We start from the raw sequence: 25,061 nt of genomic DNA on the forward strand, positions 1-25,061 counted from the left end.
TCATGGACGCGCTCTCGGCCAGGGACAGATTCATGACGGCGCGGACCGCCACGCTCGCCACGGCCGACACCGGCGGGGTGCCGCACCTGGTGCCGATCGTGTTCGCCGTCCACGACGACCTGATCGCGTTCGCGGTCGATCACAAGCCGAAGCGGTCCACGGACCTGCGCAGGCTGCGGAACATCGCCGTCAACGAGCGGGTCAGCCTGCTGGTGGACCACTACGAGGAGGACTGGTCGCGGCTGTGGTGGGCGCGCGCGGACGGCAGGGCGGCGATCGTGGGCGACCCGGCCGAGAGCGCGCGCTGGATCGCCCGGCTGGCCGAACGCTACGCGCCCTACCGGTCCCGGCCGCCCGAGGGGCCCGTGGTCACGATCGCGGTGGAGCGGTGGAGCGGCTGGTCCGCCGCCGGATGATCAGCGGGCTTCGGTGGAGCGGCTGGTCCGCCGCCGGGTGATCAGCGAGCTTCGAGCGTTCGGCGGCAGTGGTCCAGGGCGTGCGCGGCGAAGGCGGCGCGGTCCACGCCCGGCACGCCGATGACGATCTGGGTGCTGAACCCGTCGAGCATCGCGCGCAGCCGTACCGAGAAGGCCTCCGCGTCTGTGGCGACGAACTCGCCCGCGCGCACGCCGTCGTCCACCACCCGCACCAGATCCTCGTGCCAGCGCCGGTCCAGCTCGGCCTGCGTCTCCCGCAGCTCGGGAACGGCGAGCGTGCGGCTCCACACGTCGACCCAGAGCAGCCAGCGCGGATCGGCGGTGCCGCTGGGCAGGTAGAGGTCGATGTAGCCGGCCAGCCGATCGCCGGCCGGAGCGCCGCGCTCGACGATCTCCGCCCGCCGGGGGGCGAGCCGTTCCTCGCTCCAGCGCAGCGTCTCCACCAGCACCTGATCCTTGCTGCCGAAGTAGTAGAGGATGTGGCCTCCGCTGGTGCCCAGCCGCCGGGCCAGCCCGGCCATCGTGAGGTCGGCCAGGCCGTGCTCGGCGATGGCGGCCATCGCCGCCTCCAGCACCTGCTCCCGTGGCCGGTCCAGCCGGCGATGCCCCCGCGCCATAGCTCACCTTGCGATAACGGTCGTTGACGAGTCCTTGACGGACCAATCTACGGCAGTGCATTTTGAATGCCATTCAAACAGTTTGAACGGCATTCAAAGATCGGCCCAGGAGCGCCCATGATCCAGCCGCCAACGGCCCCCGCCGCTGCTCCCGCCCCTCCCTCTCTCGCCCGCATGCTCGGCCTGTTCGGCGCCGTCATGCTCACGCTGTCGTGCATCACGCCCGCGTCCTCGCTGTTCATCATCGTTCCCGAGGTTCTCGCCGGGCAGGGCAGCGGCGCTGTGCTCACCCTGCTGGCCGGGGTGACCGTCTCGATCGCCGTCGGCTGCTGCTACGCCGAACTCGGCACGCTCAGACCCAGCTCCGGCGGCGAGTACGCCATGGTGACGGCGATGCTCGGCCGGCTGTGCGGCTGGCTCACCTTCGGCCTGTCCATCACGCTGCTGATCGTGATCCCGCCGATCATCGCGCTGGGCACGGCCGACTACCTGAGCGACCTGCTCGCGGTGGACCGGGCCGGCGCCGGCGCCGTCGTGATGCTCGCCGCCACCGCCTTCGCGGTGCTCGACATCCGGTCGAACGCCCTCATCACCGGCGTCTTCCTGGCCATCGAGGTGGTCGCCGCCTGCGTGGTCGCCGCCCTCGGCTTCACGCACGCCCAGCGGGGCCCGGAGGTCCTCCTGTCCCCTGTCGTGCCCGACGGGCAGGGCGGCGCTTCTCCGTTCGGGATCGCCGCGCTGATGGCCGGGCTCACCGTGGCGATGTTCGTCGTCAACGGCTTCGGCACCGCGACCTACCTGGCCGAGGAGATCAAGGAACCGCGGCGCGACATCTCCCGCGCGGTGTTCTGGTCGCTCGGCCTGGCGGCCGTCGTCATCATCGTGCCGGTGATCGCCACCGTGCTGGGCGTCGGCTCCCTCGACGACCTGGTCAACGGCTCCTTCTCCGACTACGTGCGCACCTGGGCCGGCGACGGCGTGGCCACCGCGGTCAACCTGGGCATCGCCATCGCCATCTGCAACGCCGTCCTGGTCATGGTGCTCCAGAACGGCCGCGTCGTGTTCGCCTCCGCCCGCGACCGCGCCTGGCCCGCTCCCGTCGGCGCCGCGCTCACCCGCATCCACCCGCGCTGGGGCTCGCCGTACGCGGCGACGCTCGCCATCGGGCTGCCCGGCGTGGCGATGGCGGCACTGCTCGACATCGAGCAGCTGCTCGGCCTCACCTCGGTGATCGTGACGGTCGTCTCGCTGCTGCTCGCCGCGGCCGCGCTGCGCTCCCGTACGGCACGGCACCGGGAGGAGCGGGCCTGGCGCATGCCCCTGTGGCCGCTTCCGCCGCTGGTCGTGATCGCGGCCCTGGGCTACGCGCTGCTCGAGCAGAGCGTCACCGACCTGGTCGTCGCGGGCGGCATCGTCGCGCTGTTCGCCGCCTACTACCTGCTCTACCTGCGACCTCGCCACGCCACCCACTGGGTCGTCACCGTGCCCGAGGACTGACCCCCTGCCACGTCGCCGCACCACCCGCCAGGGCGCCACGGACCCCGGGGACTGACCTCGCATGACTACCCGTCGAGGAGGACGGACAACGATGACCGCCGATCTGACCGTGCGGAACGCCAGGATCCACACCGTCGACGACGCCTTGCCCCGCGCGCAGGCGCTGGCCGTACGGGACGGCCGGATCGTGTGGGTCGGCGCGGACGCCGACGCGCCCGCGGCGGCGGAGACCGTCGACGCCGGAGGCCGCCTGGTGCTGCCCGGCTTCGTGGACGCGCACAACCACGTACGGCTCGGCTCCGACGACGCGTGCGTGCAGCTCGCGGGGGCCGCCGACCTGGCCGAGATCGGCCGCAGGATCGGCACGTGGCGGGCCGAGCACCCCGAGGCCACCTGGATCGAGTGCGAGGGCTTCGACTACACGGCCGTCCCCGGCCTGCCCCGCGCCGCCGACCTGGACGCCCTCACCGGCACCGTCCCCACGATCGTGTTCGGCTACGACGTGCACACGCTGTGGGCCAACACCGCCGCCCTGCGTCGCCTCGGCATCGACCGCGACCACACCGAGCTGCCGTTCGGCGTGGCCCAGGTGGACGCCACCGGCACGCCGACGGGCTTCGTCACCGAGTTCGCCGTGCGCGGGCTGTCCCGGGAGGGCCATCGGGCGCTGGCCGCGCTCGGGGTGCCGTGGGCCGGCCCCGACCGGCAGTACGCCCGGCTGCTCGCCAGCCTCGACATGGCGACCGGACACGGCATCACGACCATCGTCGAGCCGCAGAACTCCCTGGACGACCTGCGGCTGTTCGAGCGCGCCCGCGCCGAGGGCAGGCTGCGCTCCCGCCTGATCGCGGCGCTGTTCCACCCGCGGGGGACGTCCGCCGCTGACCTGGCCGACTTCGCGCGGGCGGCCGCCGCCTACGACGACGACCGGCTGCGCGTCGGACCGCTCAAGCTCTACATCGACGACGTCGTGGAGCCGCTCACCGCCGCGCTGCTGGAGCCGTACTGCGGGCACGGCGACCACCGGGGCGAGACGTTCTACCCGCCCGGCGAGTTCGCGGACCTGCTGGCCTCGCTCGACGCGGCGGGCTTCCAGGCGTTCGTCCACGCCACGGGCGACCGGGGCATCCGCACGGTCCTCGACGCCGTCGAGCACGCCCGGCGCGTGAACGGCCCGCGCGACGCCCGCCACCAGGTGGTCCACGTGGAATGCCTCGACCCGGCCGACGTGCCGCGCTTCGCCGAGCTCGGCGTCGTGGCCTGCATGCAGCCCCGGCACTGCTCCCCCGACATCGCCGGGCCGGGACGCGACTGGGCGGAGGCGGTGGGGCCGGCCCGCTGGGCCAAGGCGTGGCCGATGCGCTCCCTGCACGAGGCGGGCGCCGTCCTGGCCTTCTCCAGCGACTGGAACGTGGCCGAGATGGACCCCATGGTCGGCATCTACACGGCCGTCACCCGGCAGGGGCTCGCGGGTGGACCCGCGTGGATGCCGGAGGAGGCGGTCAGCCTGGAGACGGCCATCCGCGGGTACACGCTGGGGTCGGCCTACGCCAACTTCTGCGACCACGACAGGGGCTCGCTCACCCCGGGCAAGCTGGCCGACTTCACGGTTCTCTCGGACGACCTGTTCGCGATCCCGGTGGCGGAGATCCCGGGGGTCCGGGCGGACCTCGTCGTCGTGGGCGGGGAGGTCGTCCACCAGCGGAGCTGACCGGGCGCACGGCCCCACCCGACGCCGTGGGCGGGGCCGTCCCGGGGTTCTACCGTGGGGCCGTCCCCGGAATCTGCCGTGGGGCCGTCCCGGGGTTCTGCCGAGGGGCCGTCCCCGGGTTCTGCCGGGGCGGCTCCGCGGCCGGGCGGTCTTTCAGGTGTCCGCCGCGGACGGCCATCGCGTGGGCGGCGGGCAGGCCCCAGGTCCGCGCCCCGGAGGTCCGCCCGCCGCAGATCCGCCGACGTGAGGAACATCCTGGTCAACCGGGGTGGAGCGGAGAAGTCCATGCTCCGCGCGGACAGGCCGACGAGCTTCGCCGCCCGCAGATCGGGCCGGTTCGGCTCGTCCCTCCTGGGCCTGCGGGCCAGGGCGGTCATCGCGGCGTCGACGTCAGCGGGCAGCTCGATCCAGGCGAGTTCCGGATCGTCGTCCTCGGCGACGTATCCCCTTCCGCGTTCCTCTCGCGCATCGTGCGCGCCCGGACGAAGGAACACAGGACACCGATGACCGCCGTGTGATCGACCGCCGATTCGGACATCACGTGTTCCAACGCGTGAATGCCGCCCAGCCGCTCCTCGAGCTTGTCGGAGGCGAGCTGGCCGACCGCCTTGCCGAACCGGTCCGTCACCTGTCCGCCGACGGGTGTGCGGCGAACCAGCGCTTCATCCTCGAGCGTGTCATGCCCATAGACAATCAGACATGGCGATCTTGCGAGTCCCCGCACGACCCCGAATGATGGTCTGCACCATGGACTTCACCATCAGCTACCAACCCACACCCGACGACGTGTCACGAGCGCTCCAGCAGGGCGTGATGCGGCAGCTCAAGCTCGTCTCCCTGGCAGTGCCGCTGGTCCTGGCCGCGTCGGGGCTGGCGTGCCTCGCCGTCGGCGCCGTCGGGCTCGGAGCCGGCATGCTCGCGGGCGCCGTCGCCTTCCCCCTCGTGCTGAGCGTGGCGATCCGCCGGATGGCGAAGCGGCAGCTCACCTACCTCTGCGTCCCCACGACGCTGCGGGTGACCGGCGACGGTTACGAGACGCGAACCGACCAGTCCACCACCGCGACGCGGTGGTCGCTTTTCAGCCGGATCGAGACCACTCCCGAGTTCTGGCTGTTCTTCGTCAACAGGCAGTTCACGGGGTTCCTCCCGAGACGCGCGTTCAGCGACGGACAGCAGGCCGAACTCGACGGGCTCTTCGCGGTCAGGGAGGAAGCACGCCGGCCAGCGAGAGCCTAACGTCGTCAGCGGGAGACAGCCGGACCCCGGTGGCCCGCTCCCCCTGTCGTGGATGTTGCGTTTCACGCGGGGTACCACGGGCGCCGGTCAGGCCGGAGAAGGCGGTCGCTGGTTGTCGAGGAAGGTCAGCACGGCGAGAACCCTGCGATGGCCGCCGTCTGAAGGCGGCAGGCCGAGCTTGGCGAAGATGTTGCCGATGTGCTTGTGCACCGCGTTGTCGGTGACCGTCAGCCGCTGGCCGATCTCGGTGTTGCTGAGGCCCTGGGCCATCAGCGCCAGCACCTCACGCTCGCGGCCGGTGAGCATGTCGAGGCCGCTCCTGCGGCCGATCATGAGCTGGGAGATGACCTCGGCGTCCATGACCGTGCCGCCCGCCGCCACCCGCCGGAGATCCTCGATGAACTGGCTCACCCGACTGACCCTGTCCTTGAGCAGGTATCCCACTCCTCCGGAGCCGTCGGCGAGCAGCTCGCGGGCGTAGAGCCGCTCGACGTACTGAGAAAGGACCAGGACCGGCAGGGCGGGGTCGGCCTGGCGGAGCGTGACGGCGGCCTTGATGCCCTCGTCCCGGAAGGACGGCGGGAGCCGTACGTCCACGATGACCAGATCGGGCCGGTGCGTGGCGACGGCGTCGGCCAGGCCGGACGCGTCCGGCACCACCGCGGACACCTCGATGCCCTTGCTGCCCAGGAGCAGCTCCAACCCGGCCGACAGCAGAACGTTGTCCTCGGCGATCACGACGCGCACGGCAGCTCCACGGTGATGGTGGTGGGGCCGCCCGGCGGGCTGTCGACGCCCACGGCCCCGTCGAAGGCGGCGACTCTCTTACGGATGCCGGCGATGCCGGTGCCACGCCTCTCGTCGACGCCGCCCCGCCCGTCGTCGGCGACCTCGACGTGGAGGGTGTCGTCTCTCCGGGCCAGCCGTACGGTCGCCCGGGTGGCACCGCTGTGCTTGGTGGCGTTGGTGATCGCCTCGGACACGATGAAGTAGGCGGCGGTCTCGACCGCGGCGGGGACCGGCCCGAGGTCGTCCAGGTCCGCCTCGACGGGCAGGCCCGCCTGGGCCGCCACAGCGTTCAGGGCGCCGGCCAGCCCCCGGTCGGCGAGGATGGGCGGGTACATCGTGCGGATCACCTGGCGCAACTCGGCCATCGCCGCCTCGGTACCTTCATGGGCCTCCTTGAGCAGCCTGCCGACCGTCCCGCTGTCGTCGCCGAGCGCCTCCCTGGCCACGCCCAGTCGCATCGCGATGGCCACCAGCCTGGCCTGGGTGCCGTCGTGCAGGTCGCGCTCGATCCGGCGCAGCTCGGCGGCGTGCGCGTCGAGCACGCCCGACCTGCTCTCGGTCAGCTCGTCGACCCGCGCGGCGAGCCGGTCCTCCGAGGACGGCGCCAGCGCGGCGAGGCAGGCGTCGGCGTGCATGCGGGCCAGCTTCGGCACGATCCGCCAGGTGAGCGCCGCTCCCACGACGATCTGCGCCAGGCCCAGGCCGAGCGCCTGCGACCATCCCGTCACCGGGAACGCCACCATCAGCCGCAGCGGGTCGTCGGCGGGGAACAGCCACCACAGCGGCGCCTCCAGGACGGCGTTCACGACGAGGCCGACGACGGTCAGGGCGGCCAGTCCGGTGGGTATGCCCGTCGCGACGTGCCGCACGGCCCACCGCAGGTCGCGTCGGCTCTCCGGACTCCGGAGCAGTTCCCGCAGCTGGGCGCCGACGCCCTTCGGCAGGCGTGCTTCCCTCGGGGACACCGTGACGCCGAGGAGCGCCGCCGCCCGCCCCCGGTTCCACTCGGCCCACCTGCGCAGGATCGCCATCATGCGCGGAACCGCCACCAGACCGCCCGGAGCCAGCACGGCTATCACCAGGAGCGGCAGGGCGATCACCGTCGCCATGGCGGAGGGCAGCAGCACCAGGTGGTAGCGGATGCACCGCCACAGATACGTCAGTACCACCTAACGAAGGATCTTTCGGGCAGGAAGCTCCATGGCCCGGCACACTACCAACACCACGGCGTGCTCTTGCGCGAGCCCGACGGCCCCGTCACCGCCACGAACCTGCCACGGGGAAAGGCGAGGGAGACCTCGTCGAGCGCCACCACCTCGCCGTACGCCTTGGTCACCCGGTGCAGGCTGACGGCAGAGGTCACGAACGGCGTCCGGCGACGGCGAGGGCGATCAGGCCCGCGATGCCCGCCACGCCGCCCGCCAGCCCGACCAGCGTCACATCGCCGGCCATGGCGATGTTGGACACCAGGTTCACCGTCACACCGACCACCACCAGCACCCAGAGCAGGGCACGGAGCAGACGGCGCCGCGTCCGAGGGCGGTGCGGCGGGCGGATCGCGGGGTCAATTCGGTACAGATCGCTCATGAGTCCCACGCTAGAAGCGCCCGCCGTCCGGGAGAATCCCGCCCGCCGCCGGATGGACGGTACAGCCCGCTGTAGTAGGCGCGGCTCGGTCGCGGCCGTCAGGACCGCGTATCGTCACGATCCGGGTCGCCTGGTGGCCATGTGTCGAACGGCGTCGGCCGCATCGAATCCCTGAACTGCTTCGCCCTGGTCACGCAGTCAGGGCAGATGGGGGCCTTGACGGATCTGGCCAGGGCTCCCGGTGTCGGCTCACGGTGGGTGCCCAACACCGTCATGTCCGGAGGAAGCCCGGTCTCGGGGTCGATCGTGGCGGTCATGACAGTCGCGGGGATGTAGCCGAAGGTGCGCTTGCATCCATGACATCGGCCGATGGTCGTGATCTGCTCGTCTCCCATATGGCGTCCGCCCTCCTCCTCCGCACCGTACAACGTGAACCCCGAGCGGGCGCCGGTCAGGCCACGGGGTGCGGTGCCGTACGGGACTGACCGGCCATCAGGTGGTCGATGAGCGCCAGCAGCACGTCGCGGCCCGCCGTACGGTCGCGGGCGTCACAGAGCACCAGCGGCACCTGCGGATCCAGATCGAGCGCCTTGCGGATCTCCTCAGGGGTCCGGTCCCTGACGCCGTGGAAGCAGTTGACACCGACGACGAAGGGGATGCCGCGGCTCTCGAAGAAGTCGATCGACGCGAAGCTGACGTCCAGCCGGCGGGTGTCGACCAGGACGACCGCGCCCATCGCTCCGTTGACCAGGTCGTTCCACATGAACCAGAAGCGTTCCTGTCCGGGGGTGCCGAACAGGTAGAGCACGAGCTCGCCGCTGATGGTGATGCGCCCGAAGTCCAGCGCGACGGTGGTGGTGGCCTTGTCGCCCACCCCTTCCAGATCGTCGACGCCGACGCTGGCGTGGGTCAGGTACTCCTCCGTCCGAAGGGGAGGAACCTCGCTCACCGCGCCGACCAGGGTCGTCTTCCCGACGCCGAAACCACCGGCGATCAGGATCTTCACCGCCAGGGGGGCAGCGCCCCCGTGGTCAGAGCTTGCGTAGCCCATCCCTCACCGCCTCGAGGATTGCCATGTCGGGAAGCCCACTCGCCTGGGCGAAGGCCAGCGGTGGCCGGGCCCGCAGCTGACCGGCCTCGATCAGGTCACCGATGAGGATCTTGGTCACCGACACCGGGAGGTTCAGCGCGGAGGCGACCTCGGCCACCGCCAGGGGCCGCTTGCACAGCGCGAGAACGGTGCGGTGCTCCGGCTGCATCCTCCGCAGGCCGCGACCGGTCTCCGGAGAGACCTCGGACATCGTCGTCACCAGGGTGATCAGCGCGAGATCGTCACGCTCGGAGCGGGTCCGCCCGCCGGTGATCGTGTAGGGACGGACAAGGGTCTCGTCGGCGTGATCGTCGTCGAAACCCTCCGTCCAGTGCTTCATCCGTGTCTCCCCGCATCGTCGGGCCGCGGGGTACGCGTGCCGGTCCCCAGCTTCTGGCCGACCTGCTGGACCAGGGTGTGCATCGCGACGGTCATCAGTTCGGCGTCGACCTCCTGGGAGGCGACGACGGCCAGATGGGTGCCGCGGCCCGCCGCTGTGACGAACAGCCACAGGTCGGCCATCTCGATGATGACCTGGTGAACCGGTCCGCCGCTGAAAAGCTGTCCGACACCGCGAGCCAGGCTCTGCTGGCCGGTGGCGATCGCGGCGAGGCGTTCGGCGTCCGAGCGTTCGATGGTCCGGGACCGGCTGATCACCAGGCCGTCGTCGGACAGCACGATGGCGTGCCGGGTGCCCGCGACCTGGTCGACCAGGCCGTCCAGGAGCCAGTCCAGGTCCGTGTCGGTGGCGGTGGTGCGCTGCGTCATCTTCGATCTTCCGTCGTAGGGGAACTGGGGTCGGGGGTTCCGTTCGGCCCGGGCTGGGCGGCGTCCTCACCGGTCCGGCGCCTGCGGGACTGCCTCTGGAACGCCCCGATCGTGGCACTGGATCGGCGGGGCTGGTCGCGGAGGGCCCAGCTCTCCTGGTCGGGCTGTTCATCCCGGTCCGCCGGGAGCCTGAGCTCGGTGACCAGGTTGGCCTGGCGCACCCGTTGGGGCAGCGGCCTGCGGTCGGCCGGCGGCTGCGCGTCGTCCCGATCCGGTGATCCGCCGGCGGGCGTCGTCACGGAGGCCATCGCGCGCCCTCTGGAGCGAGTCGGCAACTGCGCGTCCTCGTGGGGCGGGCGGGGACCGGCCGTACCTTCCCGCGGGTACGGCTGCGGACCGGTGGCGTCCTGCCCGACCTCCTCGGGGAGGGCGACAGGCTCGGGGACCGCACGAGGGCGGTCCACCACCAGCGGTTCCGGGAGCAGCACGATGACACGGGTGCCGCCGAAGGCCGACGGCCGCAGCTCCACCTGGAGACCCAGCCCCGCGGAGAGCCGGGCGACCACGTACAGGCCGAGACGCACGTCGTCGGCGTGGGTCATCACATCGAGCTGCGGCGGCGACTTCATCAGGGCGTTGGCGGCGGTGTACTGCTCGGGTTCCATGCCCAGGCCGCGGTCCTCGATCTCCACGGCGATGCCCCGGCTGACCGGTGCGGCCCGCACCTCGACGGGGGTCAGCGGCTTGGAGAAGGTGGTGGCGTTCTCCATCAGTTCCGCCAGGACGTGGACCAGCGGTCCCACCGCGCGCTCGGCCACCCAGGGTTCGCCCTCGACGTCGATCGAGATCCGCCGGTAGTCCTGGACCTCGCCCTGCGCGGCGCGCAGCACGTCGAGCAGCCGTACCGGCTTGCGCCAGCGGCGCTGCGGCTGGCCGCCGCCGAGGATCACCAGGTTCTCCTCGTAGCGGCGCAGCCGGGCGGTGAGATGGTCCAGGTCGAACAGGCCCTCCAGCACCTCGGGGTCCTCATGCTTGCGTTCCAGCTCGTCCAGCTTCTTCAGCTGAAGACCAATGAGAATCTGGGTACGGCGGGCGATGCGCTGGAGCATGCGCTGGAAGCCGCGGTGTTGTTCGGCCTGCCGTACGGCGGTGAACACCGCGCTGCGACTGGCCAGGTTGAGGGCCTGCCCGAGCTCGCCGAGCTCGTCGGGGGTGGGCTCGACCGTGCGTACTTCCGCGTCCACGTCGACGTCCTCGCCGCGCTCCAGCCGGGCGACCACGTCGGGCAGCCGCTCCTGGAGGTGGTGGGCGTCCTCGCGCAGATGGAGGATGCGCCGGCGGAGAATGGCGGTGAGGCGCCAGCTGGTGACGATCACTAGGCCCAGGGCGAGCAGGCCCACACTGGTGATGCTGATGAAGATCACGAAGAGCTGGTCGGCGTGGCCGTAGCCGAGCGCGCTGACGTTGTCGAGCCGGAGGCTGAGGAGTTGCAGCAGCTGCGCGCTGACCGTGTCCACCGACGAGCGCCACGCGGGACCGACCTCGCGGAGCGTCACCTTGTCGCTCTCGGCGCCGACCCCGGAAGCGACCAGCCGCCCCTCCAGAGCGGTCATGGTCTCCCACGCCTTGCTGGTCGTCAGCGTCGCGTACCGGCTCTCGTTGTCGAGGAGATGGGGGATCACCCGGAACCGCAGCAGGTGCTTCCTGGTGCCGATGGCGTCGGTGACCAGGGCGTACTCCTCCCTGGTCAGGCGCCCGCTCTCCCAGCCACGGGCCAGGACGGCGTCCTCGCGGCCGAGCATGTCGACGACCCAGAAAAGGTCGATCAGCGTCTCCGCCTTGCTGTTCACCTCGCCGTGGTCGGTGTGGCTGAGAACGGTCAGGACGCCGAGGCCCGACTCGAGGACGCCGCTGTAGTAGTCGAACGCCTTCTGCGGGCTGGACCAGCCGTCGTCGACCGCCCGGCGCTGCTGGTCGAGCAGACCGAGGTCGCGTACGGTCCGGGCGATGGCCTCGGAGAGCCCGTCCGGTCCTTTGGCGGTGTCCAGGGAGGTCAGCGGACGGAAGGCGCTCACGGCCCGGTCGGTCACCGCGCGCTGCTTGGCAAGCTTGTCGCGGGCGGCGCCACGGGGGTCGGTCTGCGCCTCCGCGGTGAGCCGCCGCTCCTGGTCCAGGCTGAGGAACAGGTTGGCCGCGGGTCTGCCGACGGTCGTGGTGGCCAGATCCATCTGGGCCTTCTCCGCCCGCCACTGGCTGGACAGCTGGAACATGCCCGACGCCAGCAGCGGAGCGAAGGTCACGCTCGGCACGAACACCACGATGAGCAGCACGGTACGCAACGGCAGCCGGCGGGCACCGGCCAGTCGCCGCGGCCCGCTGCCGGTCGACTCCGATAACCCGGTCCCGTCGCCGATTCCCGTTCGTCGTCGCCCGCCCCTGCCCCATCCAGCCACGTGCAGGACACTCTCCTCACCGATCGGTGCGGTCATGACGAAAATCACCAAAAGAGGTGGCCCGATAGTAGCCATACGGCAAGTTGCGTCGAAAGCCCCCGCCTCACCGGCCCGGCCGCGAGCACCTGCGCACGTCGCGGTCCACCCGGCCGCGTCGCCGTCCCGTGCGAACATCGCCGACCTCCGGGCACGGGCGGGCTTGAGGGCCCACCAGCGGTCACATCGCCGCGGGCCGCGGGCCCTGCGGCGCGCGGGCCAGCGCTGTTCGGGCGGGGCGGTGGTGTTCGGGCGGGGCTCGTGTTCGGGCGGGGCTCGTGTTCGGGCGGGGCGGTGGGGTTCCGGCGGGGCGGTGGTGTTCGGGCGGGGCGGTGGTGTTCGGGCGGGGCGGAGGGGTTCCGGCGGGGCGGCTCTGCGTCAGGCGGCCGGTCGGATCTCGCGCGGGCGCGGGAGACGATTGCCCGCGTGAGGGCCTGTTCGGCGGCCACCGAGCGGGGTTCCGTCTCCCTCTAGGATGCCGATCATGCGTCCTGCTCCCCTCCTCGCCGCGACCGTGCTCGCCTGCCTGCTGTTATCCGGCACCGCACCCGCGGCGTCCGCCTACCCCATCAAGGACCGCGCGCTGACCGCGAACGAGCTGTACCGTACGGGCGAACTCCAGGCGAGCCGGTGCGCGGAGCGCGATGTCCAGCCGAACGACGCCGCCGCCGCCAAGCGGTACCTGATCGCGGTGCTGAACTGTCTCAACCGGTCGTGGGGCGCGCACTTCAAGCGGGCGGGCCTGCCCTTCACCAGGCCCAGGATCGGATTCATCACCAAACCACGCAAGTACTGCGGAGACGCCTGGGGCAACGCCTCGGCCACCTACTGCTACGCCGAGCAGCGCTTCCTCGTGCTGCTGGACGATTCCCTGCTCGAAGACCCATCCGACCTGTACCTGTTCCGTCTGGTCGCGCACGAGTACGGGCACCATGTGCAGTACCTCACCGGGATCGACCACGCCTACGACCGTCATCCGTACCGGAACAAGAAGGAACTGAACGAGCAGAGCCGCCGCGTCGAGCTGCAGGCGGAATGCTTGAGCGGGATGTTCATCGGCAGCGTCTGGGACTCCCTGAAGGATCGCGACGAAGAGGACTGGGAAGTCCTGCGGGAGATCATGCGGAAGAGCGGCGACGTCACCCATGGCAAGGGGCACAACATCGCCGCCTGGCTCGACAAGGGCTTCCGTGCGACGTCCCCGCAGGTGTGCAACACCTGGACGGCCTCCTCGTCCAAGGTCGCCTGACCGCCCTCGCGAGCCATGCGGGTCGGTCGTCAACGCGCAGGGGTGACGCACGTCAGCCCGGCCACCTTTCTGCGTGAGCACGCACCGCGCCGACCTGACAATCCCGGCAGATCAGACCAGCAGGAGGGGCCGCACGAGGTTCCAGCACTCCACGTCCGCGGCGTTGAGCAAGCCGGGGCGCGGGTCGGCCGGCCGATAAGGGCTGCCATCGGGACGGCGCGCGAAACCGCCCGCCTCGGTCAGCAGCAGGACGCCGGGGGCGTGGTCCCACGGCAGGGTCCGGTGGAACAGGACGAAATCCTGCTCGCCGTCCAGCAGTCGGGGATAGTCCACGCCCGCGCAGCCCGTGCCCGGTCCCAGAACGGCGAACCGAGGCGCTGCCGCCTCCACCCGTGCTCTCGCCGGCGGATCGAGGAACCTGGTGAGTGCCGCCCCGCGTAGTGCGGCCGGATCGGCGGGAGCGGGTTCCCTGCGCACCCGAACCCCGTCCCGCCAGGCCCCTGACCCTCGCTCGGCGACATAGACGCGGCCGTCGGCCGGCCGTACGACCCACGCGGCGACCGTCTCCCCGTCGCGCACCAGCGCCGCCATCACCGCGTACTCGGGACGACCGGCGACGAAGTTCGAGGTTCCGTCCATCGGATCGACCAGCCAGGCCGCCGGCGCCTCCCGCAGCGCCTCGAGCAGCCGAGGATCACCGGCGGTCGCCTCCTCGCCGACGACCGGGGCATCCACCACTCCGCGCAGCCCACGGCTGATCAGCTCCTCAGCCTCACGGTCGGCCACGGTGACCACCTCGCCGGGCGACTTCTCGGCCACCTCGCCATCGGCCAGCGCCCGGAACCGGGGGGTGATCGCGATCTCGGCGGCGTCGAGGAGTATCTCGGTCACCTTGTCGATCCACATGACCCCGACCATAGCCCTGCGCCATTCCGGTATGGGCCCAGATGTGGTTCAGCGCACCATGACTCACCAGCCATTCGCACGGGAACCCGTGAATCGCGCCGCGCGCAGGGGTCGCCCGCGAGCCGTTCCCGATCGTCGCCCCGAGAAAGGAGCACGAGCGCGGGCCTGACCATGAAAATCGGGTTCCTCACCGGCCGCCGGGGCCTCTAATTTGGTGGCCATGCTCCCCGACCTGCGCGAAATCCAGTCGGCTGAGTCGTACGCCGCCCGGCGCAACGACCTCGCGTTCTGGGCCCCCTGGGCGAGGCACGGCCTGAAATCGCTCGGCTTCCCCCAACCGAGCACCTTCCGGATCCCGGGCGAAAGCACGAACCCGGTGCTGGTCGGCGACAACGGCATCGTGGTGAAGCTGTACGGCGAGTACTGGTGCGGCCCGGACAGTCTGCGTTGTGAATCCGAGGCCTACGAGGTGCTCGCCGGGTGCGGGCTGCCCGTCCCCCAGCTGCTCGGGCGTGGCGAGCTGCTGCAGGACTCCCCCGGCTGGCGCTGGCCGTTCCTCGTGTTGTCCGAGGTCACCGGACAGTCATGGCGGCAGGTGGTCGCGGAGGCGGACCGCGCGACCGAGCTGGAGCTGGCCGCGCAGGTCGGCACGCTGCTGGGGCGGCTAAGGGAGGTCCCACTCACCGGCGCCGACATACTGCGCCCGGGTTCGGCGGCCTTCGGTGACGTGCTGCGCGAACGCAGGATGAAGACGGTCGCCGACCATCGCACCTGGGGCTACCTGTCCCCCCGGCTGCTCGACGCGGTCGACGATTTCCTGCCTGACGTCGATGACCTGCTCGGCGGCGTGACGCCGGAGTTCGTCCATGGCGACCTGCACGGCGAGAACCTGCTCATCGCCCCCGAGCGCACGGCGCTCACCGGGCTGCTCGACTTCAACGACGTGTACGCGGGCGACTTTCGTTACGGTCTGGTGCAACTGCACCTGGACACCTTCCGCGCCGATCGCGAGCTGCTTGCCACGGCGCTGCGCCACGCGAACTGGCCGGTCTCGGCCGGCTTCGCCGAGGAGATGCTCGTCTACACCTTCCTGCACGACTTCGAGGTGTTCGAGAGGACCCCCCTGGACCTGCGCGAGATCACCGACCTGACCGAACTCGCCCAGGTGTTGTGGGGCATCGGACAGTGAACCCTGGAGGCGGGACCGCCTCGCGATCCTCCCGGAGCCGGAACGCCCCGCCGGAGGGCCCTTGTTGGCCGTGATCCGTTCGTGGGACATTGCCCCGTGGACGAATATCGGCGATCTCTCTGGTACAGATCCTGCCTGGTTCTGACCATCTTCGACCTTGGATGGGTGGCATCGGGACTGAGCTTGGCGTTATCGGATCTCAGCAAGCCATGGCCGTCATGGCACATGTGGACCGGCATCGGGATCGGCTTTGTGACCTCGATCATCAACGTGGTCGGTCGCACGCGACACCGGGCTTGGACCAAGCTCTGAGTTCTGGAGCCGACCCAACGGCAAGCCAGGCGGGAAGACTTGCGCGCGGCTCCCGCCCGTGACCTGCCCCTTACCGGTAAGGATCTGACCTCGCGGAACGGCGTGACGCAGCCGTCCGGCGCGAGTCTCGCCGATCGCAAGGCGCGTATGGGACATGACAGCGACCGGGCCACGCTCATCCACCAGCACGCCACGCGTGACGCCGACCAGAAGATCGCCGACGCCCACGACCGCGAGAGTGCTGACCGTCGCTGACGCCGCCGTCGTCTCTTTCCGCCACACGCACGAGCTCGCGCAGGTGCATGGGAGAGGATCCGACGGCCGCCGCCCTCACCCTCAGGGAGCGATCAGAACCGGAGTCCCCAGAGGCAGTCCTGCCAGCACCTTGAGCGCGGAAGCAGGCACCCGGACGCAGCCGTGCGTGACCGCCTTGCCGAACACCTTCCGGTCCGGCCAGCCGTGGAAGGCGACCGTACCGGGACCGCCGCCGAAGGTGTCGAGCGTCGCCGAGTGTGTGCCGAGCGGCAGGATCAGCGGGCTGTAGGTCTTCTTCTTCGGCGACATCAGGGCCAGCAGGAAGGTCCTGCCCACCGGGGTGGGCGTCTCAGGGCCGCCGACGGCCACCGTCCAGGTGCCGAGCTTCTTGTTCGCGTTCATCACGGTCAGCTGCCTGGTGCCCAGCTTCACGACGGCGCGGTAGCGGCTGCGCGCCTTCTTCAGGCCCGTGGCCTTGATCCAGCCGGTCACGTGGTTGGGCTTACTGGGCAGGAGCACGCGGTACCAGCCCTTGCGCGCCTCCACCACTGGGACCCAGGTCTGGCTGCCGAGCTGCTTCGCCGGAAGGGTGGCAGCGGGCGTGCCGCCGGGCTGGGCGTAGACGGCCACCGTGCGTGCGGGATGGACCACGAGGCCGCTCAGCTTGCCGTACGTGTCGGTGTCCTGCGGGAGGCCGCTCAGCTCCGTGAACGTGGTGGCCGCGGGAAGTGCGGCCGCCGTGACCGAGGCGCCTGCGGCGACGGGCGATGCGGCAACGCTGGCGTGGGACGAGGCGACGACGCTCATGGCGACGAGCGCGGCGCCGATGAGTCGGCGGGGGGCAGCGAGCGGCACGATCGGCTCCTGAAGTGCTATGACACATGCGACACGAACGCGTAACCATCTGGCCAGCTAGATAACGGTTTGGAACGGTTGAACACGCGGGGCCAGCGGGTGTGACATTTTTACACAGATGAGTCCTATGAGGCTCTAGCTCACTCATAACTCCCGAGGTGCGCTCGTGACACCCCCTAGTCTCTCTTCAGTACGTCGCTGGATCGCAGCGGCGCTCATGCTCGCAGTGGCGGCGCTTGCAGTGCTCGCCGTCTCCAATACGGCCTCAGCGGGAGCGGTCCAGGGAAAGCCGCCCGGCGACAACGGCGACGTCAAGATCCACAAATGGACGACGCCGGAGGACGACCAGCGCAACGAGCCGCACGTCTGCGTGTTCTACCTGGTCGGTTTCAACTTCGACGCGGCCGAGCAGGTGAGCTGGGAGATCAAGTCCTGGCCGCCCACGGGTGACCGGACCACTGTGAAGAGCGGCACCCTCGTGCTCGACGAGGACGGGCACGGCCGTACCGTCGACATGACCCTGCCGAACGGGCACTACAAGCTGTTCTGGACATTCGCTGGGAAGCACGGCGCGCCCAAGCACAAGGTGTTCTGGGTCAAGTGTGGGCCCACGCCCACCCAGACCCCTACGCCGACGGGAACCCCCTCTGGAACGCCCACCCCAACGGTGACACCGTCCCAGACGCCCACGCCGACGGTGACCCCCTCTCAGACGCCCACCCCGACGGTGACGCCGTCCCAGACGCCCACGCCGACGGTGACCCCCTCCCAGACGCCCACCCCGACGGTCACTCCGACTTCCACACCCACCGCGACGTCCACAGTGACCCCCACGGTGACCCCCACTCCCTCGCGGACGCCCACCTCGACGCCGACGCCGAGCAACACGCCGGCCCCCACCCACCCGGGTAAGGGAGATCGCGAGACGGTGACCAGCGACTGGCTCGAGTGGGACGAGACCGTCCCGGAGACGCAGGACCAGCCCAAGCCCGCGCCCACCCCGACGCCGGTGAAGACCGACATCCCGGTCACCGGCTGACACACGACACCGAACGACGGAGGGCCCGGATCACCACGATCCGGGCCCTCCGGTGTATCGGCCTCGAACTGCACGACCGACGATTGACCGCTGCTCGCCGCCCTCAATGGCACGCAACGGCACGACCATCAAGGGGCGTGAGCTGTAGAAGCTCGCATCGCCTGCCCGAGTGTGACGGGTGGCCAACCAAAGCCGATCAGAAACCCTGGGCAAAGCGGCTGACTTCAGGTCATCTGCACCATCCGAGGCGCGTGAAACCATACGACTGTGCCAAACGATGCTGTCCATGGGGGTTCCAACCAGTTCGCCGCTCGTCTCGTGGCCACCGCCACCGGTCCGCTCGACCCCGCGTCGGCGGACGCCCCGCAGGTGCTGCACTGGCCCGGGCGCAGGCTGCTGGTGCAGCGCGGGGACACCGAGCTGGCCGTCCGCGACCTGGACGGGGATGAGACAGAGGTCCGTTTCCCCGCGCCCTGGCCTCGCCGGTACGGCTCGGTGGCCGTCTCTCCCACGGATGACCTCGCCGTGTTCGCCGGCGTGCACGCGCTACGAGCCGTGGATCCGACCGGCGCCGTGCGGTGGGAGATCCGGCACGGTTGTTGGTCCGCCGCCGCGTGCATCAAGACCCATGCCTCGTTCTCCGAGTACGCCGACGACTACCACCACGGCCACGCGGACAGCGGATCGGCGGCCTTCTCCTCGGACGGCCAGCTCCTCTGGGCCCACATCCGCAACCGCGCGGGGCGCGACGCCAAGGAGGAATGGCTGATCGTCGACCCCGCCGATGGCATGGTGCTGACCCGGGCCGAGACGATGACCGTGGGATCGGGCTCCGCCCACTTTCCCCACCCGAACCCGGCGTACATGGGGCTGACTGTCGGCGAGGGCGAGGAGAACTCGCCCGTGCTGTGGGGACACTGGGATGGCGCGAGGCTCGCTGTCCAGCGGTTCCTCGAGGAGGTCCTCCTCTGCGTGAGCCCGTCCGGGGAGTACTTCCTGACCACGGATCTGGGGCAGTGGGCCCTCTACCTGCACCGGGCGGAGGACGGCATGGAACTGCGGCATCTGGACGCCGAGGAAGCCGTGACCCCTCCCTCAAACGAGGACGACGACCGCGCTCGGTGGGACTACGAGGCGGCGTTCCCATACGACGACACCGCCGTGGTCGGCACCGAGTACTACGCGGAGGTCCCCCGCCACTGGCTTGTCGACCCACGCACGATGACCCTGCGCGGCCGGATCGCCTACCCCTTCTCCGTCTCGGGATCTCCCCGATCGGCGGGGCAGGGCGCCTGGTACACGGTCTCCAAGGACCAGACCACCCTCCACCTGTGGAACCTGCCGTACAGGGAATGAGTCGATGGGCTCCATGCCAAGGCCCTGGCACTCGGCGAACGCGCCGTCGCCACCCTCAAGGCCGGGAAGACATTGACCAAGCAGCGCCGCTGCCCCCCGCCACGCGACCGCGATCGTGCACGCCATCCTCGTCCTGCACTACACCGAGACCGCCCGTCAACCACGATGAAAATGGCTCAGTGTGCCTCGCGGCCCTTGATCAATCCCACTACACTCCGGCCGGCCGAAATTGTCACTGACGGACTCTGTGCTTCCCACCCATGAGCAGAAACGAGCCTTCTGTCGTGCACACGAAACGGATGGATGTGGAGGTGGAGGACTGCGGTCAGGTCTATCTCCTGGATCGGGGGGACTACGAGGCCGCCGACAGGCCAGATGACTCACCGACTCACTCCATTGGGCTCATTAAAGTAAAGGGGAGAGGCGTCGCCAGCCTGAACATCGCCACACAGTGGGGCGTGATTCCCTTCACGGTGACTGTCGCCGACCGAGGTCCGGGCGCCGACTTTGACGGCTATGAGGACATCGCGGAGATCAGTTACGAGTCCCCGTCGAGCGAGGTATTTCTGGTGGGATGGCTCATGGATTGGGACGATGAAAAGGCGCACAGCCTTTCCACACTGCTTTCTGGTCCCGGTACGTACCGCTCGGTACCACGTCCGAGGAATGGATGAAGAGCGCTGCTCAGTAGATGACCACTACCTTCAGATATGGCCTGCGCCACAGCATGATGCGGCCATACTGAAAACTATGAAGTCCGAAGACTGACTTGAATCGAGCCCGCGCCGTTAGCTTGGGAATTGCATGACTCTTGGCTCGTGGGCGCGTGGCCGCAGACTGGGTGTGAGTGAATGTGATTTGACCCCCCGTTACCCCGGCTAATGGCACGCTAATGGCACGACGATCTCAACCTGGACCAGGGATTCCTTCTGGCAGTCCTCTGCTCTACGGTGTGCCGTTACGACGTTCTCTGTTGTGATCGGAGTGTTGAGCATGAGGTTAACAACGCCCACGGAGCCGTTCGATGTAGCGGTTGTCTTCCCTGAACTGGCAGAACAACGCAGAACCACAGTTCGGCTGCATCCGCGTCGAGGGATGCCGGCCGCCACAGACAGCTCTATTGGAGGGCCGGTGTTGTGGCCTGCGGATGAGCTGTGGCCTATCTGCCCCATGCCGCAGACTCATGACCCTTCAGAAGGATGCGACCCGCTTCCGCTGGTTCCCGTCATGCAGCTCTTTGCTCGAGATGTTCCCGAGCTGCCCTTCCCTGATGACGCCGACACCCTCCAAGTGCTGTGGTGCCCGCTCAATCATGAACCGTACTTCCATCCGCACACGATCGTGCGCTGGCGGAAGGCGGAAGCGGTCGGCGATCTCCTCATCGAGATCCCCGCGCCGGATCCTGCCAGCGACGACTCGTACCTCCCTACTGCCTGCATGCTGTCGCCGGAGCGTGTAAAGGAATACCCTGCTGGCTGGGGACTTCCCGCTGACCTCAGGAATCGGATCTGGGCATGGGAAGATGAATTCCCCCACTCTGACGAGTGGAGTTATTTCGCACACCTCTCGAGTGCTCCAGGCAGCAAGGTCGGGGGCTGGGTGCACTGGATTCAGGATCCTGAGAAAGTCGACTGCAGTGAAGGCCATGAGATGGCGCATCTGCTGACGATTGCTAGTCGGGAGTTCGACATCGAGAGTGGGAAGCGTTGGGCTCCTATCGAGGAGCGTCCGCTGCTCGCTCCGCACGCCCCTCTGGAAATACGGGAGCCCACGGATCTCGTGATCCAGGACGCTGGATCGCTCTACCTGTTCGTCTGCCTGGAATGCCCCGAGCGCCCGGTGGGCTCTCTCAGTCAAGGGTCATGAACATGGCCCGGCATCGCGCATAAAGCCGCATGCCTGCGCCTGTCCGATCAGAGGTCACCGTGGCCTGCCGCCATTTGAGCCACCTGGCCGGAGTGCCTGCGGCGTCACCGCCTGTCGATCAGTTCCACCAAGCGGCGCCTCAACCGCGGCCGGCAGGCCCTACTGGTGCTGGTCTACCTGCGCAAGGGCGAGACCTTCGCCGAAATCGCCGCGGGGTTCGACATCGGCACCACGACCGCCTGGCGCTGATCGGGCACGCAACGGGCACGACCGCGAAAACGACCCCAATAGAGATGAAAAGCCCCGGCGATTGACCTGGTCTTTTCTGTGAGTGGAGCCTAGGAGGTTCGAACTCCTGACATCCTGCTTGCAAACGGGAGCTGGTCACGACGCGGAGAACTCTTCGCCTTGGTCACGCGGTAGATACGGTCTGGTGACGTGTGCTCCCGCGAGACGGTGTTGCTGTATCCCGCTGCTGTACACAGCGCTCCGGCCGACGGCCTGCCTCGTCATCTGATGGCAAGCGGACCCGTACCGCAGGCCCGCCAGCCCCGAAGAACGGAAGCCGCGCGACAGCCAAAAGAGCACCGCATTAGGAGGGTGGCGCTCCTGTGGTCCGGTGTGCTGGGTGACCTTCGGGGATGCTGAGCATCGATAGAGCCATGCTTTGATCATCTCGCGTATGTCCCACACCTGGAGGTTATCGGGAGGGGCAGCCCTAGCTTTGTGCTGCAAGTGCAGCAGCCACTCGAAACGGGATATCTTCTTCGCCATGAGTGCCCAGTACGCATGGCCTGAACGCTTCCCTGCAAGACATCAGGTGACCAAAAGTTCTGATCACCCGGCGGTCAGTCCACTCGGCAATCTGTATCCCCCGGCTACCGAAGCAGAGGTTCGCGAGCTTGAAGAGCGGCTAGGTGTGGAGCTGCCCCCGAGTTACCGGCAGTTTCTCCTGTTCGCCAACGGATGGGGCAGCGACGATGACTGCTGCCTACTGCGGGTCGAAGAAGTCGGCTGGCTCCGTGATGCCGATCCCTCGATCGCCGAGAGCTGGTCAGCACCCAAGCGGGAGAACTCATGGAGCGTGCCCGACGAGCTCTACTTCGTCTACGGACTGGAACAGGACTCCATCCATTACAGAGGGGAGTATGTGCCCGACACCCTTCTGATCGGATATTGGGATGACGGAGTGGCTCTCCTCAATCCCCACATCCGCGCCGCTGACGGTGAATGGGAAGCCTGGTATCTCGCGCCGTGGAAACCCGGCGCTAACCGTTACAGGTCCTTCTGGGACCTCGCAATGGACGAGCTGCAAATGCGATACCCGAGTTGACATCCCTTCCGTCGTTCCGGCGTGACCTACGTTCACAACCTCGAATCCGGCCCTCACCACTGCGCCGACTACTATTCGGTCATCACCCAGAAAGAGTGCTCCTTGCCGACTCTGAAGCAACATATGCCGCTTCAAGGGCGCGGGACAGGAGAAGTCGGCCGAGCGCCTGATCGTCTCGGTTCCCAGGTCTACAAGCTCGTTGAGGTCATCGAGCAGCGATACCGTGCCCTGGTGCTGCTCGGCACGTTCGCAAGCCTGCGATAGGGCGAGTTGGCCGGCCTTCAACCACGTGATGTCAACCCTCGACGCCAGAACCGTCCGCGTGGAACGCCAGCTGATCCAGATCACCGGCAAGGGGCTGGTGTTCACGACCCAAGTCCGCAGCAGGCAAACGAACAGTCGCAATCCCCGAGCTGATCATCGATCAGCTTCGCGCCCACCTGAAGGACTTCGCCCAGGAGGGTGACGAAGGACTGGTGTTCGTCGGACCCGCCGACGGCCCGATTTGCAACAGCAACTTCAACCGCCGTGTCTGGCACACCGCACTCGAAGACGCGGGCCTACCGAAGATCCACTTTCACGACCTCCGGCACACCGGCAACAACCTTGCCGCCAACGCCGGCGCCTCGATCCGCGAGCTGATGACTGCATGGCCACTCCAGCACACGCGCCGCGATGATCTACCAGCACTCCACCGACGAACGCCAACGCGAGGTGGCACGCAAGCTCGACCGCCTCGCCAGAGGAGCTATGCACGGTCGATCAGCCTGGACTCGACCGTGTGACATCAACAGTGGACCCAGACGAAAGGGTTCTCTCGCTCGAATCTCAGGCAATAGCAGCGATGTCACCGTCATCGAAGTAGATCGACTGATGGAGCCGACCGCCGAGGGCGATGGCGTACCGGGCGAGAACATCCTGCCCAGAGATCTTTCCTTGCTCGATCTGTGAGATGCGCCCTTTGGTAACCCCCATGCGCTGCGCGATGTCCTGTTGGGTCAGCCCGCGACCGCGACGGATCTCGGCGAGCCGGTGTCCTTGCACCTTGGCGAGGAGTTCCTGCTTGCCCGCCTCCACGGCTTCCTCGCCACCGGCACGTTCAATGTGCTCGGCACGAATGTCCTTCCAACGCGCGTATCCCGTCATGATCTGCCCTCCTCCGCCTGACGTTCCTTCAGATAGGTCTCATAGCGCTGCTCAGCGAGCGGGATGGCCTGCCTATACCAGGCGTTCCATCGCCCTGCCTTGTCACCCGCAACCAGCAGGATGCTTGATCGCCACGGATCGAAAGCGAACAAGATGCGCACGGTACCCGGTCGGAGCTCCTTCAAGTTCTGAAGCCGTGACGCGGTGATCGTATCGACCAGCGGCCGTCCCAGACTTGGCCCTCCATCGGCGAGCGCGTCGATCGCTTGCACAACGCGCATGTGTGTCGCGTCGTCGAGTTGCTCGATCCATTCACGCACCTCATCGACGATGTAGACGTCCCATTCTTCGGCGGCCACATGATGCAGTATAGCGAATGGTATACATCCATAGAGCGCAGAACCGGCCGGGCGCGGTCAACCTCGAAGCCCAGACTGGATGCAGCCACTCTCGGCCAGGAGCGGCCCTTGCCAACTCAAGACGGATATGCCATGTCTGCACGCAGGACCGCGCTCCTACCGACACCGCGCCACCCAGGAACGTCAGCGATAGGCGACACACGATCTCAACAGGCTGGTGCGCGGTGCGCTCCCTGTCATCGGACAAGGGACCGAAATCGGCTCGAGGAAGATCACGACCCCAGCCTCGACCTGGGCTTTCTGTGGGTGGAGCCTAGGAGATTCGAACTCCTGACATCCTGCTTGCAAACGGGAGCCGGTCACCCTGCGGTGAGGCCTTAAGCCTGGTCAGGCGGCAGATGCGGGCTGGCGACGTGTGATCATGTAAGCCGGTATTGCTGTACCCCCTGCTGTACACAGCACCCCGGCCGGCGACCCACCCCGTCATCCCGAGGGCAAGGGGACCCGTACCGCAGGGCCGCCAGGCCCGAGGAACGGAAGCCCCGCGGCAGCATGACCATCCGTTTTCCGGCGGACCGACCAATGTCAGCAGCGACATGAGCTGCCGCCAGACACTCATGATGGCTGACCATATCGATAGTTATAGCTACAGCGGAATCAGGCAGGCTGGATTTTGGCATCGTCCCGCCGAGTCAGCGAACAATCGATACCGTGTCTGCTGCGATGGGTCTGCCTTACCTCGTGTGCAGCTCATTCATCACTCCGCCAATTCACGTTGAGTCAACAATCTTCCCCCTTTCATCTTAGTCGAACAAAAGAGCTATCCATGCAATTAGTGGACTGCGAGTTTCTCAATTGATGCATTCGAGATTCACCTCTGTGCGTTGCGCGTGTTGCCTTAGCATGCCAACGCTTTGGCTTGCGCGCCCGCATGCTTCATCAGGAGAGAGCTTCCCCTTCCTGATGCTTTGCAGG

At 68.4% G+C, this 25,061-nt stretch carries 25 protein-coding genes and 2 pseudogenes; 13 read left to right on the forward strand and 14 right to left on the reverse strand.

All coding sequences use genetic code 11. The annotated features are described in order from the left end of the window. The first annotated feature begins 2 nt into the window (after window positions 1-2). The gene (locus ACWEVS_RS31805) at window positions 3-416 is read left to right on the forward strand and encodes a TIGR03668 family PPOX class F420-dependent oxidoreductase (RefSeq protein WP_452413213.1); all 414 of its coding nucleotides are present in this window, start codon (window positions 3-5) and stop codon (window positions 414-416) included. A gap of 41 nt (window positions 417-457) precedes the next feature. On the opposite strand, the gene ACWEVS_RS31810 is transcribed toward ACWEVS_RS31805, so the two are convergent. Further along, window positions 458-1,054: a TetR/AcrR family transcriptional regulator gene (locus tag ACWEVS_RS31810; RefSeq protein WP_449930090.1), complete on the reverse strand. Its 597-nt coding sequence runs from the start codon at window positions 1,052-1,054 to the stop codon at window positions 458-460. Window positions 1,055-1,171: 117 nt separating this feature from the next. Between ACWEVS_RS31810 and ACWEVS_RS31815 the strand changes: the two genes are divergently transcribed. Both ACWEVS_RS31815 and ACWEVS_RS31820 read left to right on the forward strand, forming a co-directional pair. Then, window positions 1,172-2,551, forward strand: coding sequence for an APC family permease (locus ACWEVS_RS31815; protein ID WP_452554412.1), 1,380 nt, complete (start codon window positions 1,172-1,174; stop codon window positions 2,549-2,551). A 91-nt stretch (window positions 2,552-2,642) separates the two neighbouring features. Then, window positions 2,643-4,262 (forward strand): amidohydrolase, encoded by a 1,620-nt coding sequence (locus ACWEVS_RS31820; RefSeq protein ID WP_452554413.1) that lies wholly within the window; start codon window positions 2,643-2,645, stop codon window positions 4,260-4,262. Window positions 4,263-4,635: 373 nt separating this feature from the next. Here the strand turns inward: ACWEVS_RS31820 and ACWEVS_RS31825 are convergent, their stop codons facing one another. Further along, complete coding sequence (locus ACWEVS_RS31825) at window positions 4,636-4,986, reverse strand: hypothetical protein (RefSeq protein ID WP_452554414.1); 351 nt, start codon at window positions 4,984-4,986, stop codon at window positions 4,636-4,638. A 23-nt stretch (window positions 4,987-5,009) separates the two neighbouring features. On the opposite strand from ACWEVS_RS31825, the gene ACWEVS_RS31830 reads away from it, so the two are divergent. Beyond that, the gene (locus tag ACWEVS_RS31830) at window positions 5,010-5,498 is read left to right on the forward strand and encodes a YcxB family protein (protein WP_452554415.1); all 489 of its coding nucleotides are present in this window, start codon (window positions 5,010-5,012) and stop codon (window positions 5,496-5,498) included. 87 nt (window positions 5,499-5,585) lie between these two features. On the opposite strand, the gene ACWEVS_RS31835 is transcribed toward ACWEVS_RS31830, so the two are convergent. The 8 genes from ACWEVS_RS31835 to ACWEVS_RS31870 all read right to left on the reverse strand — a co-directional run bounded on the left by ACWEVS_RS31835 (window position 5,586) and on the right by ACWEVS_RS31870 (window position 12,221). Further along, window positions 5,586-6,245 (reverse strand): response regulator, encoded by a 660-nt coding sequence (locus ACWEVS_RS31835; RefSeq protein ID WP_452554416.1) that lies wholly within the window; start codon window positions 6,243-6,245, stop codon window positions 5,586-5,588. Beyond that, window positions 6,233-7,456 (reverse strand): sensor histidine kinase, encoded by a 1,224-nt coding sequence (locus tag ACWEVS_RS31840; protein WP_452413208.1) that lies wholly within the window; start codon window positions 7,454-7,456, stop codon window positions 6,233-6,235. Before ACWEVS_RS31840 ends, ACWEVS_RS31835 begins: the two co-directional genes overlap by 13 nt. Before the next feature lie 44 nt (window positions 7,457-7,500). Then, a complete protein-coding gene (locus tag ACWEVS_RS31845; RefSeq protein ID WP_449930102.1) occupies window positions 7,501-7,650 on the reverse strand; it encodes a hypothetical protein in 150 nt (49 codons plus the stop codon). Beyond that, a complete protein-coding gene (locus tag ACWEVS_RS31850) occupies window positions 7,647-7,874 on the reverse strand; it encodes a hypothetical protein (RefSeq protein ID WP_449930104.1) in 228 nt (75 codons plus the stop codon). Before ACWEVS_RS31850 ends, ACWEVS_RS31845 begins: the two co-directional genes overlap by 4 nt. 451 nt (window positions 7,875-8,325) lie before the next feature. Further along, window positions 8,326-8,925 carry a GTP-binding protein gene (locus tag ACWEVS_RS31855; RefSeq protein ID WP_354916903.1) on the reverse strand — a complete coding sequence of 200 codons (600 nt, stop codon included), beginning with the start codon at window positions 8,923-8,925 and terminating at the stop codon, window positions 8,326-8,328. Next, on the reverse strand, window positions 8,906-9,304 hold the full coding sequence (locus tag ACWEVS_RS31860) for a DUF742 domain-containing protein (protein WP_354916900.1): 399 nt from the start codon (window positions 9,302-9,304) through the stop codon (window positions 8,906-8,908). Before ACWEVS_RS31860 ends, ACWEVS_RS31855 begins: the two co-directional genes overlap by 20 nt. Next, complete coding sequence (locus ACWEVS_RS31865) at window positions 9,301-9,732, reverse strand: roadblock/LC7 domain-containing protein (RefSeq protein ID WP_354916897.1); 432 nt, start codon at window positions 9,730-9,732, stop codon at window positions 9,301-9,303. The genes ACWEVS_RS31860 and ACWEVS_RS31865 overlap by 4 nt, the downstream gene beginning before the upstream one ends. Beyond that, window positions 9,729-12,221 carry a sensor histidine kinase gene (locus ACWEVS_RS31870; RefSeq protein WP_452554417.1) on the reverse strand — a complete coding sequence of 831 codons (2,493 nt, stop codon included), beginning with the start codon at window positions 12,219-12,221 and terminating at the stop codon, window positions 9,729-9,731. Before ACWEVS_RS31870 ends, ACWEVS_RS31865 begins: the two co-directional genes overlap by 4 nt. Before the next feature lie 484 nt (window positions 12,222-12,705). On the opposite strand from ACWEVS_RS31870, the gene ACWEVS_RS31875 reads away from it, so the two are divergent. Next, window positions 12,706-13,470: a neutral zinc metallopeptidase gene (locus ACWEVS_RS31875; protein ID WP_452413205.1), complete on the forward strand. Its 765-nt coding sequence runs from the start codon at window positions 12,706-12,708 to the stop codon at window positions 13,468-13,470. Between the two features lie 111 nt (window positions 13,471-13,581). Here ACWEVS_RS31875 and ACWEVS_RS31880 read toward each other — a convergent pair whose 3' ends face one another. Next, window positions 13,582-14,376 (reverse strand): inositol monophosphatase family protein, encoded by a 795-nt coding sequence (locus ACWEVS_RS31880; RefSeq protein ID WP_452554418.1) that lies wholly within the window; start codon window positions 14,374-14,376, stop codon window positions 13,582-13,584. A gap of 220 nt (window positions 14,377-14,596) precedes the next feature. Between ACWEVS_RS31880 and ACWEVS_RS31885 the strand changes: the two genes are divergently transcribed. After that, window positions 14,597-15,565, forward strand: coding sequence for a phosphotransferase family protein (locus ACWEVS_RS31885; protein WP_452554419.1), 969 nt, complete (start codon window positions 14,597-14,599; stop codon window positions 15,563-15,565). 648 nt (window positions 15,566-16,213) lie between these two features. Here the strand turns inward: ACWEVS_RS31885 and ACWEVS_RS31890 are convergent. Next, window positions 16,214-16,987, reverse strand: coding sequence for a L,D-transpeptidase (locus tag ACWEVS_RS31890; RefSeq protein ID WP_452554420.1), 774 nt, complete (start codon window positions 16,985-16,987; stop codon window positions 16,214-16,216). 226 nt (window positions 16,988-17,213) lie between these two features. Between ACWEVS_RS31890 and ACWEVS_RS31895 the strand changes: the two genes are divergently transcribed. The 7 genes and pseudogenes from ACWEVS_RS31895 to ACWEVS_RS31925 all read left to right on the forward strand — a co-directional run. Then, a complete protein-coding gene (locus ACWEVS_RS31895) occupies window positions 17,214-18,026 on the forward strand; it encodes a hypothetical protein (protein ID WP_452554421.1) in 813 nt (270 codons plus the stop codon). Window positions 18,027-18,293: 267 nt separating this feature from the next. Then, on the forward strand, window positions 18,294-19,382 hold the full coding sequence (locus tag ACWEVS_RS31900; RefSeq protein WP_452554422.1) for a hypothetical protein: 1,089 nt from the start codon (window positions 18,294-18,296) through the stop codon (window positions 19,380-19,382). Between the two features lie 260 nt (window positions 19,383-19,642). Then, window positions 19,643-20,056, forward strand: a complete 414-nt coding sequence (locus ACWEVS_RS31905) for a hypothetical protein (protein WP_449930123.1) — start codon at window positions 19,643-19,645, stop codon at window positions 20,054-20,056. Between the two features lie 553 nt (window positions 20,057-20,609). Continuing rightward, window positions 20,610-21,248, forward strand: a complete 639-nt coding sequence (locus tag ACWEVS_RS31910) for a hypothetical protein (RefSeq protein ID WP_452554423.1) — start codon at window positions 20,610-20,612, stop codon at window positions 21,246-21,248. Between the two features lie 147 nt (window positions 21,249-21,395). Then, window positions 21,396-21,494: pseudogene (locus ACWEVS_RS31915) on the forward strand (helix-turn-helix domain-containing protein); the annotation flags it as partial. Between the two features lie 526 nt (window positions 21,495-22,020). Next, complete coding sequence (locus ACWEVS_RS31920) at window positions 22,021-22,581, forward strand: SMI1/KNR4 family protein (RefSeq protein WP_449916153.1); 561 nt, start codon at window positions 22,021-22,023, stop codon at window positions 22,579-22,581. A gap of 401 nt (window positions 22,582-22,982) precedes the next feature. Beyond that, window positions 22,983-23,366: pseudogene (locus ACWEVS_RS31925) on the forward strand (hypothetical protein); the annotation flags it as partial. A gap of 43 nt (window positions 23,367-23,409) precedes the next feature. Here ACWEVS_RS31925 and ACWEVS_RS31930 read toward each other — a convergent pair. After that, window positions 23,410-23,727 (reverse strand): helix-turn-helix domain-containing protein, encoded by a 318-nt coding sequence (locus ACWEVS_RS31930; protein ID WP_449916150.1) that lies wholly within the window; start codon window positions 23,725-23,727, stop codon window positions 23,410-23,412. Then, window positions 23,724-24,086 carry a type II toxin-antitoxin system RelE/ParE family toxin gene (locus tag ACWEVS_RS31935; RefSeq protein ID WP_452554424.1) on the reverse strand — a complete coding sequence of 121 codons (363 nt, stop codon included), beginning with the start codon at window positions 24,084-24,086 and terminating at the stop codon, window positions 23,724-23,726. Before ACWEVS_RS31935 ends, ACWEVS_RS31930 begins: the two co-directional genes overlap by 4 nt. Between the last annotated feature and the right edge of the window lie 975 nt (window positions 24,087-25,061).

It is taken from the genome of Nonomuraea sp. NPDC003754, from assembly GCF_053605785.1.